This window comes from Colwellia psychrerythraea (genome assembly GCF_000764185.1).
GTDB lineage: Bacteria > Pseudomonadota > Gammaproteobacteria > Enterobacterales > Alteromonadaceae > Colwellia > Colwellia psychrerythraea_B.
On the sequence record NZ_JQEC01000057.1, the window covers coordinates 140,456 to 157,214 of the forward strand.

Below are 16,759 nucleotides of genomic sequence, written 5' to 3' on the forward strand. Positions count from 1 at the left end.
TTAACAGGAATGATAATGTCAAAAATTAGCAAAATATTAGCACGTGAAATCATGGATTCTCGTGGTAACCCAACCGTTGAAGCCGATGTATATCTTGAGTCTGGTGCTTGGGGTCGTGCTGCTGCACCATCTGGCGCATCTACTGGTTCACGTGAAGCATTAGAGTTACGTGATGGTGATAAGTCTCGTTATTTAGGTAAAGGTGTATTAAAAGCCGTTGCTGCTATCAAGAATGACATCACTCCTGCTCTAATTGGTCAAAGTGCTATAGAGCAAGCCAATATCGATAAAATCATGATTGATTTAGATGGTACTGAAAACAAAGAAAAATTTGGCGCCAATGCTATTCTTGCCGTATCACTTGCAGTAGCTAAAGCAGCGGCCATGGATAAAGGCGTACAATTATTCGAACATATTGCTGATTTGAATGGCACACCGGGTGTTTATAGCTTACCTCTTCCTATGATGAACATCATCAATGGTGGTGAACATGCTGATAACAACGTAGATATTCAAGAGTTTATGGTTCAACCTGTTGGCGCTAAAAACTTCAGTGAAGCATTACGTATGGGCGCTGAAATCTTTCATGCTCTGAAAAAAGTATTATCAGCCAAAGGTTTAAATACTGCGGTTGGTGATGAGGGTGGTTTTGCTCCCGATTTAGCTTCTAACGCAGATGCTTTAGCAGTAATTAAAGAAGCAGTAGCGGCTGCTGGTTATATTTTAGGTGAAGACGTTACTTTAGCCATGGATTGTGCGGCTACTGAGTTTTACGATAAAGACAAAGGGATTTACGACCTTAAAGGTGAAGGCAAGCAATTCACTTCAAATGAATTTTCTGACTTCCTAGGTGATCTTTGTAAAGAATACCCAATCGTATCTATTGAAGATGGTTTAGACGAGTCTGATTGGGATGGTTTTAAATACCAAACTGATTTACTTGGCGATAAAGTACAAATTGTTGGTGATGATTTATTTGTTACCAACACTAAAATATTCAAACGTGGTATTGATACCGGTGTTGCTAACTCAATCTTAATTAAATTTAACCAAATTGGTTCATTAACAGAAACTTTAGCTGCGATTAAAATGGCAAAAGATGCTGGTTATACGGCGGTTATTTCCCATCGTTCTGGTGAAACTGAAGACGCTACTATTGCTGATTTAGCGGTAGGTACAGCAGCTGGTCAAATCAAAACTGGTTCTTTATGTCGCTCTGACCGTGTTTCTAAGTACAACCAATTGTTACGTATTGAAGAGTTCTTAGGTGATAAAGCTATTTTTAATGGTCGTAGTGAAATTAAAGGCCAATAATAATCAATACCTTTGCTAGTGTGTAAGATAACTGCGTTGCATGTACTCACTGACTAGCGTCAGCTCCGTGCAAACGCCTTCTTCTTTTACCCTCTTGCTTCAGTATTAATCATTATTAATATACTTAATTCATAACAGAACTAAATATATGAAAAACGCGATCTAGGTCGCGTTTTTTTGTGGCTGTAGTTTAAAGTAGGAAGGGGGGGGATTACTCTTCAGGAAAGCTGTTTATTATATCTGTAATTAACTTAGCTGTTCTTTCCGGGCTCTCTAGTGGAAACATGTGACCGCCTGGCGTAGTTTGTAGTTTAATATGTTTATTAAGCTTAACAAAGCGGCTAAATATATGGTGAGGAAACACATCCGTGTTAGAGCCATAAACTAAAGTTGCAGGTATTGTTAACTTGTTTTTGTAGCTTGATAAATTTGAAGGGATATTTCTAAATATATTGGCCTCAACTTGGGCATCAAATGAAAGCTCTAATTGATTGTTGCGCTCACAAATACCATGCGTTATATAATCTGTTAAACAGCGACTATCAAAGTATTTAAATAGTTTTCTGCCAGAAAATAGCGCGCCTATATCTGAACCCAATGGCCACTGAGCACGACGATTTTCAGCACGCCCTGCAGGGCTAAACTTATCTATCCACCTAGTTTTTTTCACTAGCCTTGCTGCTAAGGCTCCGGCACCACTGAGGGCAGGTGGATCTAACATGATAAGCCCTTTGAATAAATCAGGCCTTTGGCAACAAGCAATAAAAGAAATTACGCCGCCAAACGAATGACCTAGGCAAATGACTTTATTGTTATCTACTTGTTTCGATTCGACAAAGTATATTAACTCTTCTACTTGAGCTTGCCAGTTATGATTAATTGGCTTGTTTTTTTGATGACCATATTTATCTAATGCGATGACATGCATATTCTCAGGCAGATAATTAAATAATGTTTGATAACTGCCCGCAGGAAAACCGTTTGCGTGAGCAAAATTGATAACATTTTTTGGCATTGAGTTTATTCGTATAAAAATTGATAGTTAAAATTTAAACGGACGTTTGAATTTTGTCAACAAATTACTTCTTTTGCCGGTAGGGAATTAAAAATGGCAAAGCTATGGTACGAAAAAGCCCAGCAGGCTGGGCTTTTTTACAGGTTCGTTTTATCTGATTGTACAGTTAACTTACCAGATTAGAACTCTTCTAACATATATTCCAATGAATCTTCATACATGCGCATATCTTTTTCTAGCTGAAATTTATCACGAATAGATTCTATTTCACGCCATTTTCTTTTAGTTGTTGATATGACACGTTTTTTTGCTACTTGGTTTGTTGACTTTAAAACTTGGTTTATCTTATCCATTAAGCGCCCCTTATTTTTACCATCACATTGAAAACAAATGCACCTTATTTTTAACATAGTTTTTTAGCGATGAAAACGAAAAAACGCATATTTTTTATAAAATATGCGTTTTAAATCATCATTATTTGTACGAAAGGTGAAATGTTTTTACTAGGGCTGAATAACTAGATCATAGCGGCTAATTGCTGCTCAAGTTTAACTTGGTCAATAGTAAAGTTACGAATACCTTCAGCAAGTTTTTCTGTCGCCATGGCATCTTCATTCATCAACCAACGAAATTGTGCTTGGCTTAATACCGACTCTTTCTCTGCAGAAACCTCACTGGCAATAAGTTTTCGTACAATGGTATCAGTATTGTTTGCTAGTTCATCCATTAATTGTGGACTGATAGTTAAACGGTCACAACCGGCTAATTCAAGGATCTCACCAATATTTCTGAAGCTAGCACCCATAACTACTGTATTAAATCCCTGTTGTTTGTAGTAATTATAAATACTCGTTACTGACACAACACCGGGATCTTCATTACTTGCATAATCACTTCTGCCAGTGTCTTTTTTGAACCAATCTAAAATACGACCAACAAATGGCGAAATTAAATATACATCTGCTTCGGCACAAGCACGGGCTTGGGCAAAACTAAATAATAAGGTTAAGTTACAGTTAATACCTTCTTTTTCGAGTTGTTCGGCCGCTTTGATGCCTTCCCAAGTCGAAGCAAGTTTGATTAAAATTCTATCGTTGCTAATGCCAGCTTCGTTGTACATGGCAATAAGCGTATGTGCTTTAGTAATAGACGCCGTTGTATCAAAAGATAATCTAGCATCTACTTCGGTTGAAATACGCCCTGGCACAGTTTTTAAGATCTCTAGACCAATCAATACAGATAGTTTGTCAGCAGCATCGCTAACTTGTTGCTCAGCATTATCCGATTGTGTTTTGGCCCAACCAACAGCATCTTTAACTAAGCCTTGGTAATTAGGTAACGATGCGGCTTTTAATAATAGTGATGGGTTTGTTGTCGCATCTTGAGGTTGAAACTTTGCGATAGCTTCAATGTCACCTGTATCAGCCACAACGGTGGTCATTTGTTTTAATTGTGCAAGTTGTGAAGAAGAATTTGTCATGGCGTTACCTTAAAGTTGTCCTGGAGATTTGCTTATTAAGCACTTCTAAATTCGATAATGAATATAGCTGGAGAAATATTACAACATAAAAATAAAAAAGCACCCTTTATTGCGCTATTTTTAACAAATTATTGCATTTTTGTTTGTAACTTACGCCAAACGTGACTAGTTAAGCATTTATTACCTTAGATTAAACGCTGTTAACTTGTTTAAGCCTTATGATATATTATGCTTTATTAAGTACTCACAAAAATTGGCGAAAATATATGTTACTTGTTGTTTCACCTGCAAAAAAATTAGACTTTGAATCCCCCCTTGCTACCCAGAAGTTTAGCCTGCCTGCCTTACTTGAACAAAGTCAATTATTAATTGATGATTGTATTAAACTTTCACCAAGCGACATTGCCAGTTTGATGAAATTGAGTGATAAACTTGCTGGTTTGAATGCCGCACGTTTTGGTCAATGGTCAACACCTTTTACTCAAGATAACGCTAGACAAGCGATATTAAGTTTTAACGGTGATGTATACACTGGACTAGATGCGCAATCGTTTAGCGATGATGATTTTGATTTTGCCCAGCAGCATTTTAAAATTCTATCCGGCTTATATGGATTATTAAAACCTTTAGATTTAATGCAAGCTTACCGTTTAGAAATGGGCTGTAAACTTGGTAATAGTCGTGGTGATAATTTATATCAATTTTGGGGTGAGATTATCACTGATGAACTTAATAAAGCGCTAAAAGATAATAATGATGATGTGCTTATTAATTTAGCCTCTACTGAATACTTTAAATCAGTAAAACAAAAGTCTTTGAATGCCACGATTATCACACCAACGTTTAAAGATTGGAAAAATGGTCAATATAAAATAATCAGTTTTTTTGCTAAAAAAGCTCGCGGGCTAATGGCGCGTTACATCATTCAAAATAAATTGACATCGGTTGAGAAAATTAAGGCATTTGATTTGGCTGGTTATCAATACGATGCCACTATGTCGAAAGGTAACGATTGGGTTTTTACCCGTAAAGAGAGTTAATATTAGCTCATCTAGTTTTAGCTATATTGGTGATGTTCGCATTCACATTACTTAAACACAGAAACACTTAATACTTTAAACATTTTAACAGGAGGTGACATGTTAACTTTACTAGCAAAGCTATTGCATGCCTTAAACAGTGATAGTTCCATCAGGCAAATAGCTTTAGCAATAGCGTTAGGTTTTATCGTAGGGTTATCGCCAATTTTTACTTTGCACAATATAGTGATAATATTTTTTGTACTACTTATTCGAGTACATTTAGGCAGCTTTATTCTTGCGGTTGGTTTCTTCTCAGGACTAAGTTACCTCTTATCTCCCGCTATAGTTCAGCTGGGTGAGTCTTTGCTCACTACACCTAACCTGACTGTTTTTTTTACTTCCCTTTACCAGCTGAGTTTATTTAAATTAGCTCATTGGCACCATACTTATGTGCTTGGCGCATTTGTTTTAGGTGCTTTGTTATGTGCACCAATCTATTTTATCAGTAAGTTTATTATTGAGAAATATCGCGTACATATCATGACTTTTTTTGAAAAATTTAGAATCGTACAAGCATTAAAAGCATCTAAATTTTATCGTTTATACACTAGCTTTTCCGGTGGCTCTAGCTTAACTAAAGGAGGCCTGTAATGGCACGGTTTATTCGTTGGCAGGGCATTATTGCCTTTATAGTTTTAAGTGCTTTAGTGGTAGCCTTTTTGTATTTCTTTGCAGAAACTCTGGTTAAGAAAGCTATTATCAGTTCAGCTGAAAGTGCTTTTGGCGCTGAAGTCAATTTAGCTGAGGTTAAGTTTGGCTATTCGCCGTTACAGGTCAGTGTTATCGGCTTGCAAGTAACAGATAAAGAAACACCGACACAGAACTTATTTAGCTTTGACCGTGCTACTGCGGGTATTGATGTTTGGCAGTATTTATTTGGCAAAATAATCATTGATGAGCTAGAAGTCAGCCAACTGGCATTCTCTAGCGTAAGGTCTCAAGCAGGTGAAGTTTACCTTAACGATACAGTTAATGAACACGGCGGTGACAGTTTAGCTGAGCAAGGGAAAGCACTATTGCCAGAAGTTGATATGCAGTTGCCAGATGTTAAGAGTTTACTTAATGACAGTAACTTATTAACAGTTAAGGCCGGTGAGCAATTAAAAGCTAGCTATAAAACTGAGCAAGTAAAAATTAAAGCGTTAAAGGGGCAATTACCTAATAAAGCTAAGTTGAAGTCTTACCAAGATAAGGTGAAAAATTTAGGTAAGATGAAAGTTAACTCATTAGCTGACATAGAAAAAATAAAAACTGAATTTGAACTTATTAAAGCCGAATTCAAGGCAGATCAAGCACTGGTTAAAAAAGCTAAAAAGCAAGTGTTAGACAGTAAAAGCTTATTGGCTAAGCAAGTGAATGAGATAACAAATGCACCAACAAAAGATTGGCAACAGATAGAAAAAACCTATCAGCTTGAAAGTATTGATACTGAAGACTTCGCTCACATTCTTTTTGGTGAACAAGCAAGAGAGTATGTACAAAAGGCGAAGTGGGCCTATGAAAAAGTGTCACCACTTATGGAAAACATGAAAGGTGATAGTAGTGAGGCTAAAGAGAAGGCTCATGAAAATGGACGTTTTGTCTACTTTAAAGAAGACACGCCATTACCATCAATATTAGTTAAAAAGGCACTGTTCTCAATTCAACTTGAGCAGGGTGAACTAATGGTAACTGGCAGTGAATTAACACATCAGCATTGGATCAGAGGTCAAGATAGCCTGATCAATATTAGCTCAACGTCAAATGGTGAACTTAGTCTAAACAGTAACTTCAAGCTGTCAAAGTCAGGTGATTTCAATGCAGAGGGAGAATGGCTGGTTAGTGACAGATCATTAGCAAATATACAATTAACAAAAAGTAAGGCGTTAACGTTATCGTTGACAGCGGCAAAACTTAACGGTAAGGGCAGCTTTAGCTTAATGAATAGTGAAATTGAAGCGAGTAATGGGGTTTCACTTAAGCAAGCGAGTTATCAAGGTCAGGCGAAGTCTAAAATGACTAAGTTATTACTTGATACTATTAAGTCGCTAGACAAGCTAACGGTTGATGTTGCTGTAAGTGGCGAGCTTAGCCAACCAAAATTTAGTATTGCTTCATCTTTAAATGAAGCATTAACGGGAGCTTTTAAGCAGCAAGTCGCGGGGAAGCTTAACGACTTTAAGCGTAAAGTTAATGAAGGTTTAAATGAAAAGTTAGCGAATGCCTTGAAGCTTGGTGATAGTCAAACGGCAGAACTTCTTGATTTGGAAGCTTTGCTGACTGATACCGATAAAGCACTTGATGATTTGAAGAATTCGGATATTGTAAAACAACAACAAAAGAAACTTGAAGATAAACTTAAAAACAAAGCAAAAGACAAGTTAAAAGATAAGCTAGGTGATTTGTTTGGTTAAGTAATTGTTTTAAACTTATGGCGTTATGACTTGGCTTAAGCAAAATTTATTAACAATTAAAGGAATAAAAATGAATAAATATATTGCAGAATGCATAGGTACTTTTTGGTTAGTACTCGGTGGTTGTGGTAGCGCGGTGTTGGCGGCAGGTTTTCCTGAAATAGGTATTGGTCTACTTGGCGTTTCATTTGCATTTGGTTTAACCGTATTGACCATGGCATATGCGATAGGTCATATTTCGGGTTGCCATCTAAACCCCGCGGTATCTGTAGGTCTTTGGGCTGGTGGGCGATTTCCTGCCAGTGAACTCATGCCATATATCATCGCGCAAGTCATTGGCGCTATTATTGGCGGTGGCGTGTTATATCTTATTGCTAGTGGTCAAGCCGGATTTGATTTGTCTGCAGGTTTTGCTTCAAATGGTTTTGGTGAGCATTCGCCTGGTGGTTACTCTATGACTGCCGCCCTTATTGCTGAAGTTGTATTCACTATGATGTTTATCTTTGTCATTATGGGCGCAACAGATAAACGTGCACCAGCAGGTTTAGCACCAATTGCTATTGGTTTATGTTTAACGTTAATTCATTTGATCAGTATTCCTGTTACTAATACTTCAGTCAACCCGGCACGTAGTACTGGTGTAGCCGTATTTGTAGGCGATTGGGCAGTAGCACAACTTTGGTTGTTCTGGCTTGCCCCCATTGTTGGTGGTTTTATTGGTGCTAAGTTATATCGCTTTATTGCTAAAGAAGAGCAAGAAGTAAGTTAGCTCAATATTAATATTAATAATAATATAAAAGACAAATAAAAAGACCGTATTACCAGATGGAATACGGTCTTTTTATTATCTATAAACTGAGTTTTACCAATAACTACGCATTGCTACCGTAAAGCCCCAGCCATCATACGCGCCACCATCATTGGCATTATCTTCCATTTTTGCGTACTGCAGCCCAGCTTGGAGTTTTAGTTTATGGCCGTTTAAGAACCAGTTAACGCCAGCATAAACTTCTTGGTATTTATCACCGCGCTCACCACTTACACTACTCTCACCGTGCTCATCAACCACTTTGCTTTCATAACGGCCTAAACGAACGCCATTATCTTCTGCACTATTTAAGTAAGTGTAACGAGCAACCCACTGAATTTTTTCACTTTGCTGATAGGTTGGCATTATTACAACACCAAATAAGTCACTTTGCTCAAAGTCACCTTTACCCCATGAAATATCACTTTGTAAGCCCCAGTCTTTTTGCTTAAATTTACTTGAGGCACTAATTACTTGTGAGAAATCTCGGGTATCACCATCGACATGGGTATCGTTATAAACGTAATCAAAACTCACTTCACCTTTATCCCAAAGGTTATTTTTCGCTAGTTTCTTAGTGGTCGAAAATGTTGCGAAGTAACTGGCGTCGCTTATTGATATTTCATCTGCGCCATCACTAGAAAATATTCCAGTTTTATACGACCAGTCATTACTAAGCTTACTTTTAACACTTACACCAGTAAAATACTCAGAGGTAAACCATAAGTTATTAGTTAGGTTGTTACGCTGTGGAGTTAATAGTTTCTTTGATGAGGTTTTACCATCTAAAGTAAAGCCTGCAGATTGTTTTAAGAATTTAAGTTCGGTGTCTTTATCTAACGACCAGCTAACATTGGCATCAGTTAGGCGATTATAAGCATCGTCTAATGAATCATTTAAATTAACATCAGCTTCAAGGGCAAATTTAAATTCACCTTGTTGGCCTTTGAAACCAAAACGAAAACGGCGCCATGCAGTGTCGTTATAGTCACCTTGATCACTATCAACCCAAGCAGAATCTAGCTGCAGACGGCCTGATAACTTCAAGTAATCACCTTGCTCATTCTCATATAAGTCGGCAAAGTCCCAAGCGTCTGCAAAGCTGCTTTCACTGCTTTTTGTCGTTTCAGCTTTTTCAGTCGCTTCTTTGGTTTGTGCGTGAGCCAGTGGAGTACTAAGTGATGCAGCTACAGCAAGTGTTATGAGTGTTTTTACACGTACTGATGTTTTATTTGTTAATGTCTGATTTTTCATATTAATTACTATCATAAAGTTGAAGACCCTATTTTGGGGCCTAACTCACTTTTGAGTTTGGCCTCAATAAATATCGGAATAAACTTCATCCATAAAGTGAATGCGGCGCTATTACAGCATTGCTTTATGACAGAAATATTACACGGCAGACTTAAGCGCAATAAAAGCGCAATAAAATTGTCATAAAGTGTAATCGAAATATGGTGTTTAACTACTAGCTTGTGCTACTTAGCCGCTTTAGCGCGTTTTGCGTTTTTCTTCACTTGCTTCTTCGCTTTAGCCTTTTTCTGAGAGTTAGTCAGTTTGAGTTTAGCTTTTTTGTTAACAACGCGTGATTCCTTATTTTTCGGTCGTAAATCTGGAATAACGCGGCGTGACATGCGTTCTTTGGTGTAACGCTCAATTTTTCCAATAACGCCCATGTCATGTGCTTCAACTAAAGAGATGGCAGTACCCTTATTGCCAGCTCGACCTGTACGACCAATACGGTGAATATAAATATCAACTTTACGTGGCATATCAAAATTAATAACGTGAGTGATATCATCAATATCTAAACCACGGGCGGCAACATCGGTTGCCACTAATACTTTAATCTCACCATTTTTAAAACGCGAAATTGCTTTATTACGTTTATCTTGTGGCATTTTACCTTCTAACCAAACACAAGGTAACTCTTCAGCGTAAAGTTTGCCCGAAAGGTACTGCACAGTTTCGCGTTTATTGGCAAATACCACCGTACGCTCTACACCCTCTTGTTTAAGGGTATTGACCAACATATTGAGTTTATGATTAGCATCATCAGCTAAGTGAAGCCATTGGTGAATTACCGCTTTCTCTTTGCGTGATGGATTTGACTCTAAAAATATAGGGTCATTGAGTACCTCTTTGGCAAAACCTAGTACACCAGCACCTTCTAGAGTTGCTGAAAACAGCATGGTTTGTTTGCGCCAGCGAGCTTCAGCAACAATGCGGTTGATGGTGTCACTAAAACCAATATCGAGCATGCGATCCGCTTCATCTAGCACTAAAATTTCAATTTCACGCGCATCAAATTGTTCGTTTTCAATATATTCTAATAAGCGCCCAGGGGTTGCCACTAAAATATCGGTTGTAGTTGTTAAAATATCAGAGTGACTACCGTAATTAACCCCCCCCGTGATTACGCCAGTTTTTATTTTTGTAAGTTCAGTAAGTTGTTTACTGTCTTCGCCAATCTGTATCGCTAGTTCACGGGTCGGCGTTAAAATTAAAACTCGTGGAAAACCTGGTTGTGTTCTTGGGTAGTCTAACAAGTGTTGGGCAATAGGTAATAAAAAGGCAGCTGTTTTACCCGTACCTGTGGGGGCTGATGCTAGTACATCTTTGCCAGCCATCGCTTCAGGGATAACGAGATCTTGAATTGAAGTGGGTTTGGTGTAGCCAAGTTTCTTTATACTGGCTAATAGTTCAGAGTCTAGATCAAATTGCTCAAACATAGGGGATAATTCACTAAGGGTTAAAAAAGATTAATATGGCGGCAATTATAGTGGGTTTAGCCCTTGCTGTAACTATTTATCGCAAGGGCAAGCTTATTTGTCAGCTATAGCGTTTAGCTAAAGTGAATGGGTAAAGTAAATGAACGAGTAAATTAACTTTGTTAGAGGTTTTAATGAAACTAATATCTAGAGTAAGTTACTGTACTCTAACAATATTTTTTCACACCAATTATCTAGACGATCGTCTGTTAGGTTATATTGACTATCTTCATCCAACGATAAACCGACAAAGTGGCTTTCATCGCTAGTGAGTGCTTTTGAGGCGGTAAACTCGTAACCTTGATTTGGCCAATATCCAACAACTTTTGCGCCTTGTGCTACTACTTGTTCATGTAACATACCAAGCGCATCTTGAAACCATTCAGTGTATCCCACTTGATCTCCCATACCATACAAAGCGATAATCTTATCAGAAAGATCAAGCTGGTTAATATCACTCCAAATTGATTCCCAATCTTCTTGCAGCTCACCGTAATCCCATGTGGATATGCCAAAAATGATAAAATCATAATCAAGGCAATGGGATAATGGTTGATCTTTGATATTAAATATATCAACCAGATCGGCACCGATTATTGCCTGAATTTTCTCGGCAACGATCTCTGTGTAACAAGTGGTTGAACCATAAAACAAACCAATTTTCATGCTGCTATTTCCAATTTTAATTCAACAATGAGATATTTCAGTGGGATTTTAGCAAAAACATTTATCTTTGTTTACAAGTTAATTCACTATACTCGCTATTTTAAGTTGCAAATAATGTGCTATGGCTGTAATTTCCTTGCATAATGCCAGGTCTATTTAAATGAGCTTATAAATTATGCTTAATTTAAAGGCTTATTACTTTTACTTGTTAATTGTTGGAAATTTGTTAGGAATCTTTATGTATAAAACCATTGTTTATAGCACCGTGCTTGCTGCGTTTACCTTAGCTATGCTTTTACCAAACGCTAATGCTGATACGCAAGCTAAAACCCCCGCGGCAATAGCCAAACCTGCGAATGATTCAACTGTACTTGATGTCGACCTTTTGAAAGCAAAAATTAACAGCTCTTTAGGCTTAACTGTGGTTAAAGTTGAAAAAACACCTGTGCCAGGAATTGCTATGCTGGTCACCAATCAAGGTTTGTTTTATGCAAGTTATAACGGTGATTATTTCATTCAAGGTAAAGTTTATAGCTTAGGCGCAACTGTGACAGATTTAGCTGAAGAGAGTTTAGCTAAAATACGTCTAGAGGGGATAAAAACCTTTGAAAATGACATGATTGAATATAAAGCCGACAATGAAAAATATGTGGTGACAGTGTTTACTGATATTACCTGTGGTTATTGTCGTAAAATGCATGAACAAATGGCAGATTACAATGCACGTGGCATCACCTTTCGTTACTTAGCTTATCCGCGTTCAGGTATTAAAGATCGCACTGGGAACCTGAGTCAAGGTTTTAAAGATTTACGTTCAGTATGGTGTAGTGACGATACCGCTAAAGCATTAACGAGTGCTAAGTCTGGTAGTGGTATTGCTTATCGTATTTGCGAAGCACCGATTGAAGCACAGTTTGATTTTGGTCGCCAAATCGGTGTTAACGGCACGCCAGCGATTATTTTATCAAATGGTATGATGATCCCTGGGTACCAGCCGCCTGCACAATTAGAAGAATTATTGAAAAAGACTTAACCTATTGTTTCAAAGTGCCGATAAATTTTTATTATAAAAGTACTTGCTGATTATCAGTAAGTACTTTTTTTATACCAAAAAAAGTCACAACAGCTGATTGTGATCATAACAAGAATAATACCAAGTCCATTAAGTTCGCTACCAAAGGGCGAGTTTCAAATGCTTTTAAGCTTCGTTATTGATTTTGATAAGGGAATAACCATTACCTACAATCAATGCCTTGCCTCTAAGCCTTTTAACTCTCGCTGAGGGGGGAGAAACTTATTGGAATTGGTATAACTGAGACCGAATAAATATGATTAAAAAAATTATTCGTCGAGCGCGAGTATCTACCAGTCACTTGCCCGATAGCTTGCCCGAAACCATAAAACAAATATATGCCAGTCGTGGTATGAAATCAGCAGATGAACTTGAGCTTAATGTTGCCCGTTTACAAGGCATGGTCGATGAAACAGCTCTCATGGGCATGGACACAGCATGTCAGTTATTGCATCAAGCGCTAATGAATAAAACCCGTATTATCATTGTCGGTGATTTTGATGCCGATGGAGCAACGAGTACAGCGTTAATGATGACAGCGCTAAGTCTGTTTGGTAGTAATCATCATAACTTTATTGTGCCAAATCGATTTGAATTTGGTTATGGTCTAACACCTGAAATCGTTGACCTTGCAGCGCAGCAACAAGCACAAATGCTAATCACCGTCGATAACGGTATTAGCTGTATTGCCGGCGTTAAACGGGCAAAAGATTTAGGCATGCAAGTTATAGTTACCGATCATCACTTACCGGGACATTCTTTACCAATCGCCGATGCCATAGTTAACCCTAATCAAGAGGGCTGTAATTTTCCTAGTAAAGCCCTTGCTGGTGTTGGTGTAGCTTTTTATTTAATGCTAGCTTTGAGAAAGTATTGCCGCGAAAAAAACTACTTTTCTGAGCAAGGCATTAGCGAACCTAATATTGCACAATTATTAGATTTAGTCGCTTTGGGCACTGTGGCTGATGTGGTTTCTCTTGATGCCAATAATCGTATTTTAGTTGCCCAAGGTTTAAAGCGTATTCGCGCAGGACAAACACGGCCAGGCATTCAGGCACTGATTGAAATCGCTAATAAAAACCAGCAAAGGCTTGTGGCCAGTGATTTTGGTTTTGCGCTAGGTCCACGCATCAACGCGGCAGGGCGCTTAGATGATATGTCTTATGGTATTAACTGTTTACTCGCTAATGATTTATCAAGTGCTCGCGTGATGGCGGCAGAGCTTGATGATTTAAATAAAGCTCGCCGAGAAATAGAGCAGGGGATGCAACAAGAAGCTGAAAGAGTACTCACCTCACTCAATTTTGATGAGTCGAATTTACCTAGTGCTATCTCCCTTTTTCAAGCAGATTGGCATCAAGGGGTTATTGGTATTGTTGCCGGACGTTTAAAAGAGAAGTTTCATCGCCCTTGTATTGTCTTTGCTAAAGCTAAAGTCGAAGATAATGATCCTGAACAAGCTGAAATTAAAGGCTCAGCACGTTCAATTCCGGGGTTACATATACGTGATTTACTTGAGCATATTGATAGCCAAAATCCAGGTTTAATTCTTAAGTTCGGTGGTCATGCCATGGCAGCAGGTTTATCAATTAAAGAAAAAAACTTTACTCTCTTTCAGCAGAAGTTTGATGAATTGGCTGAAAGGTGGTTAAAGCCAGAAGACTTAGAAAGCATTATCCTTTCCGATGGTGAATTAAATAGCGATATGCTTACCCTTGAATTTGCCGAGCAATTACGAGAAGCCGGCCCTTGGGGACAAAATTTTCCTGAGCCATTATTTGATGATACTTTTACTATAGTGCAGCAGCGAATTGTCGGCGAAAAACATTTAAAGATAGTCGTGCAGAAAAATTTTATTGATGAAGCAGGGGCACCCGGCCAACAAGTTTTCGATGGTATTGCTTTTAATGTTGATGTTAAAGCTTGGCCTAATGCACAGGCGAATCAAATTGAGCTTGCTTATCGCCTTGATGTAAATGAATTTCGAGGTAAACGCACAGTACAGCTGATGATTGAAGATATTCGCACAGTTTAAGGCAACACTAAATGACTAACATAAATTATGTACAACTAAAGAGATAGCTATGGATCAAGCACTAGCGACTATCCCATTGACTAAACTCGCTATAGCATTTATTCCCGTTGTTTTGGTACTGATTATATTAGCTAACTGGTCACTGCCAAAAAAGCGTACCTTGCATGCTTTAGTGCGCATGTTAGTGCAATTATTACTGGTGGGTTATGTCTTAAGTTACATATTTGAAAGTCAGAATGCTTGGGTTATTGGCTCATTGCTGCTGATGATGATGTTATTTTCGAGTTGGATTGCGTTAAATAATATTGAATCTCCGAGAAAGACACTTTTTCAAAGTGCATTTTTGGCTATTTTTATCAGCAGCCTTGTTGTTTTGTTAGTTATAACTCAAGGAGTGTTGAATTTAGAGCCTTGGCATCAAGCAAAAACTCTTGTACCACTTGCAGGTATGGTCTTCGCCAACGGTATGAATAGTGTTAGTTTATCTGGTGAACGATTTTTTGCAGAGCTAAACCGAGGCGAACATTATCAACAAGCGCGTAATATCGCCTTTAAAGCATCAATGATCCCTAATATCAATGCTTTATTTGCGGTTGGTATCGTTTCATTACCTGGCATGATGACAGGGCAAATACTGGCTGGTGTCTCACCATTTATTGCCGCCCGTTATCAAATTATGGTGATGTGTATGATTTTTGCTTCAGCAGGTTTAGCATCGGCAATATTCTTAATGTTAAATAAGACCAAACTGGATAAATAAAGCCCTAAGTTAATCTGAAGTACTTTAGCTTATGCCCAATCTACACATTTCTTTTCAGAGATAGGTTGAGTGATACTGGCAATAAGGCAGCGAGTACCTAAGTTCAGCGGGTGTTAAGTTAAAATGTAGCGGATAATGTTTATAGGCGCTGTTAGCGCCATTCAAAGTGAATAGGGTTAGTTTACCAAGCGATACTAAGGTTTAACGAATAACGTCTGTCTGATTCGTCACCATGCTCAGGGCCGGTTTGTTCTTCATAGGTAGCGAACCCGAGTCGGAACACTGATGCAGTAAAATCAATGCCTGCTGTTAAACCCCCTTGATAAATACCTGTGGCGATTTCTAGAGACGACCAACTGTTATCATAGATTAATCCTGAGATACCAAAGCGTAAGCGTTTCATAAAGTCACTATCTTCATAATCGCTATAACTTACAACATCATTTACATCTAAATCATAGAGTCGGTATTCATTGGCATTAAATACATCAACATAATCTAATGCAATACGTGTTTTTTTGATGAAAGGGATATTAGGTTCAATTGAGGCGCCAATGTTAACCGTTGTCGGCTGTCCGCCATAACTATCGTCAAAATCTAGACTTCCTATATTCATAATGCTTAAACCAATTGCTGGTTTGAGCTCTTTCATATAATCAAACTGATAAATGGCGCCTAAGTCAATGGAGTAACCATCGCTATCTTTCTCCATCCTATCGCGAATTTCGTCGCCTATATCGTCGCCATTTAATAAATCTGCGGGCGTTAGTTTGCCTTCAAACGATTTCTGAAAAAGGTATTTAGCACCTAAGCCAAGCTGTAGATCACCATTGCCGACATTCTCTATGGTATAGGTGTATGCTGCTATTATCCCGCCATAACCACGGCTTTGTACTTCTAAAATTCCATCTATGCTGTTTGCATGTGGGGTTAAGTTAACATCTGTGGCTGCCAGTAAACCAACACTCCAAGCATAGTTACCATGGTTAATGCTCACTGAACTATAGTTCGCAACATCTATATGGGTACGTTCACCAGAATATTTCTCTAATACATCAATGATTTCATCTTCATTATCACTGTCGATAGCATCAGTTAAGTCACTCACAATATCGCTAGCATCAGCACTAGCCGTCAAGTTGATACCAAGAAGCTCGACAATTAAACCATGATCCTTAGCTAAATTAGCAATACCTGCAGGATTAGCGAATACCGAGCTACTGTAACCACCTGATGCTATGTTTGCACCACCCATTCCCATAATGCGCATATCGTTGTATAGATAGGCGAGATCAGCTGCATTTGATAAAGGCGCTAATGTAAATCCAGCGAGTGCTGGAATGATCCATTTTTTCATTATGCA

15 protein-coding genes are annotated in these 16,759 nt (G+C 38.2%); 8 read left to right on the plus strand and 7 right to left on the minus strand.

The annotated features are described in order from the left end of the window. The first annotated feature begins 15 nt into the window (after positions 1 to 15). Positions 16 to 1,314 (plus strand): phosphopyruvate hydratase, encoded by a 1,299-nt coding sequence (gene eno / locus GAB14E_RS03445; RefSeq protein WP_033083998.1) that lies wholly within the window; start codon positions 16 to 18, stop codon positions 1,312 to 1,314. Positions 1,315 to 1,525: 211 nt separating this feature from the next. On the opposite strand, the gene GAB14E_RS03440 is transcribed toward eno, so the two are convergent. From GAB14E_RS03440 to tal, 3 genes are all read right to left on the minus strand, one after another. Beyond that, complete coding sequence (locus GAB14E_RS03440) at positions 1,526 to 2,329, minus strand: alpha/beta fold hydrolase (protein ID WP_033083999.1); 804 nt, start codon at positions 2,327 to 2,329, stop codon at positions 1,526 to 1,528. A gap of 179 nt (positions 2,330 to 2,508) precedes the next feature. Continuing rightward, on the minus strand, positions 2,509 to 2,682 hold the full coding sequence (locus tag GAB14E_RS24940; RefSeq protein WP_156115784.1) for a DUF3545 family protein: 174 nt from the start codon (positions 2,680 to 2,682) through the stop codon (positions 2,509 to 2,511). Between the two features lie 164 nt (positions 2,683 to 2,846). Further along, positions 2,847 to 3,809 carry a transaldolase gene (gene tal / locus GAB14E_RS03435; RefSeq protein WP_033084000.1) on the minus strand — a complete coding sequence of 321 codons (963 nt, stop codon included), beginning with the start codon at positions 3,807 to 3,809 and terminating at the stop codon, positions 2,847 to 2,849. A 266-nt stretch (positions 3,810 to 4,075) separates the two neighbouring features. Here tal and yaaA point away from each other — a divergent pair, with 266 nt between their 5' ends. From yaaA to aqpZ, 4 genes are all read left to right on the plus strand, one after another. Further along, on the plus strand, positions 4,076 to 4,849 hold the full coding sequence (gene yaaA, locus GAB14E_RS03430; protein WP_033084001.1) for a peroxide stress protein YaaA: 774 nt from the start codon (positions 4,076 to 4,078) through the stop codon (positions 4,847 to 4,849). 99 nt (positions 4,850 to 4,948) lie between these two features. Then, positions 4,949 to 5,482 carry a DUF2062 domain-containing protein gene (locus tag GAB14E_RS03425; RefSeq protein ID WP_033084002.1) on the plus strand — a complete coding sequence of 178 codons (534 nt, stop codon included), beginning with the start codon at positions 4,949 to 4,951 and terminating at the stop codon, positions 5,480 to 5,482. Then, entirely contained in the window at positions 5,482 to 7,284 is a 1,803-nt protein-coding gene (locus GAB14E_RS03420; protein ID WP_033084003.1) for a TIGR03545 family protein, read from the plus strand. Before GAB14E_RS03425 ends, GAB14E_RS03420 begins: the two co-directional genes overlap by 1 nt. A 70-nt stretch (positions 7,285 to 7,354) precedes the next feature. Beyond that, on the plus strand, positions 7,355 to 8,053 hold the full coding sequence (gene aqpZ, locus GAB14E_RS03415) for an aquaporin Z (RefSeq protein WP_033084004.1): 699 nt from the start codon (positions 7,355 to 7,357) through the stop codon (positions 8,051 to 8,053). 93 nt (positions 8,054 to 8,146) lie between these two features. Here the strand turns inward: aqpZ and GAB14E_RS03410 are convergent, their stop codons facing one another. The 3 genes from GAB14E_RS03410 to fldB form a co-directional block, all read right to left on the minus strand. After that, on the minus strand, positions 8,147 to 9,346 hold the full coding sequence (locus tag GAB14E_RS03410; RefSeq protein ID WP_033084005.1) for a porin: 1,200 nt from the start codon (positions 9,344 to 9,346) through the stop codon (positions 8,147 to 8,149). Positions 9,347 to 9,570: 224 nt separating this feature from the next. Further along, the gene (gene srmB, locus GAB14E_RS03405) at positions 9,571 to 10,824 is read right to left on the minus strand and encodes an ATP-dependent RNA helicase SrmB (RefSeq protein WP_033084006.1); all 1,254 of its coding nucleotides are present in this window, start codon (positions 10,822 to 10,824) and stop codon (positions 9,571 to 9,573) included. 186 nt (positions 10,825 to 11,010) lie between these two features. Further along, complete coding sequence (fldB, locus tag GAB14E_RS03400; RefSeq protein ID WP_033084007.1) at positions 11,011 to 11,529, minus strand: flavodoxin FldB; 519 nt, start codon at positions 11,527 to 11,529, stop codon at positions 11,011 to 11,013. A gap of 238 nt (positions 11,530 to 11,767) precedes the next feature. Here fldB and dsbC point away from each other — a divergent pair, with 238 nt between their 5' ends. The 3 genes from dsbC (at position 11,768) to GAB14E_RS03385 (ending at position 15,396) form a co-directional block, all read left to right on the plus strand. Next, positions 11,768 to 12,562, plus strand: a complete 795-nt coding sequence (gene dsbC / locus GAB14E_RS03395) for a bifunctional protein-disulfide isomerase/oxidoreductase DsbC (RefSeq protein ID WP_033084008.1) — start codon at positions 11,768 to 11,770, stop codon at positions 12,560 to 12,562. A 295-nt stretch (positions 12,563 to 12,857) separates the two neighbouring features. Beyond that, positions 12,858 to 14,636 (plus strand): single-stranded-DNA-specific exonuclease RecJ, encoded by a 1,779-nt coding sequence (gene recJ / locus GAB14E_RS03390; RefSeq protein ID WP_033084009.1) that lies wholly within the window; start codon positions 12,858 to 12,860, stop codon positions 14,634 to 14,636. A 49-nt stretch (positions 14,637 to 14,685) separates the two neighbouring features. Further along, positions 14,686 to 15,396 (plus strand): ABC transporter permease, encoded by a 711-nt coding sequence (locus GAB14E_RS03385; protein ID WP_033084010.1) that lies wholly within the window; start codon positions 14,686 to 14,688, stop codon positions 15,394 to 15,396. A 181-nt stretch (positions 15,397 to 15,577) separates the two neighbouring features. Here GAB14E_RS03385 and GAB14E_RS03380 read toward each other — a convergent pair whose 3' ends face one another. Further along, positions 15,578 to 16,753, minus strand: coding sequence for a PorV/PorQ family protein (locus GAB14E_RS03380; RefSeq protein WP_033084011.1), 1,176 nt, complete (start codon positions 16,751 to 16,753; stop codon positions 15,578 to 15,580). Positions 16,754 to 16,759 lie beyond the last annotated feature (6 nt).

Bases quoted from the DNA above. Each gene is read 5' to 3' on its own strand.
- srmB (WP_033084006.1), bottom strand. From the start codon at position 10,824: ATGTTTGAGCAATTTGATCTAGACTCTGAACTATTAGCCAGTATAAAG.
- recJ (WP_033084009.1), top strand. From the start codon at position 12,858: ATGATTAAAAAAATTATTCGTCGAGCGCGAGTATCTACCAGTCACTTG.
- GAB14E_RS03385 (WP_033084010.1), top strand. From the start codon at position 14,686: ATGGATCAAGCACTAGCGACTATCCCATTGACTAAACTCGCTATAGCA.
- yaaA (WP_033084001.1), top strand. From the start codon at position 4,076: ATGTTACTTGTTGTTTCACCTGCAAAAAAATTAGACTTTGAATCCCCC.
- GAB14E_RS03425 (WP_033084002.1), top strand. From the start codon at position 4,949: ATGTTAACTTTACTAGCAAAGCTATTGCATGCCTTAAACAGTGATAGT.
- GAB14E_RS03410 (WP_033084005.1), bottom strand. From the start codon at position 9,346: ATGAAAAATCAGACATTAACAAATAAAACATCAGTACGTGTAAAAACA.
- aqpZ (WP_033084004.1), top strand. From the start codon at position 7,355: ATGAATAAATATATTGCAGAATGCATAGGTACTTTTTGGTTAGTACTC.
- dsbC (WP_033084008.1), top strand. From the start codon at position 11,768: ATGTATAAAACCATTGTTTATAGCACCGTGCTTGCTGCGTTTACCTTA.
- GAB14E_RS03420 (WP_033084003.1), top strand. From the start codon at position 5,482: ATGGCACGGTTTATTCGTTGGCAGGGCATTATTGCCTTTATAGTTTTA.
- tal (WP_033084000.1), bottom strand. From the start codon at position 3,809: ATGACAAATTCTTCTTCACAACTTGCACAATTAAAACAAATGACCACC.
- GAB14E_RS03440 (WP_033083999.1), bottom strand. From the start codon at position 2,329: ATGCCAAAAAATGTTATCAATTTTGCTCACGCAAACGGTTTTCCTGCG.
- GAB14E_RS24940 (WP_156115784.1), bottom strand. From the start codon at position 2,682: ATGGATAAGATAAACCAAGTTTTAAAGTCAACAAACCAAGTAGCAAAA.
- eno (WP_033083998.1), top strand. From the start codon at position 16: ATGTCAAAAATTAGCAAAATATTAGCACGTGAAATCATGGATTCTCGT.
- GAB14E_RS03380 (WP_033084011.1), bottom strand. From the start codon at position 16,753: ATGAAAAAATGGATCATTCCAGCACTCGCTGGATTTACATTAGCGCCT.
- fldB (WP_033084007.1), bottom strand. From the start codon at position 11,529: ATGAAAATTGGTTTGTTTTATGGTTCAACCACTTGTTACACAGAGATC.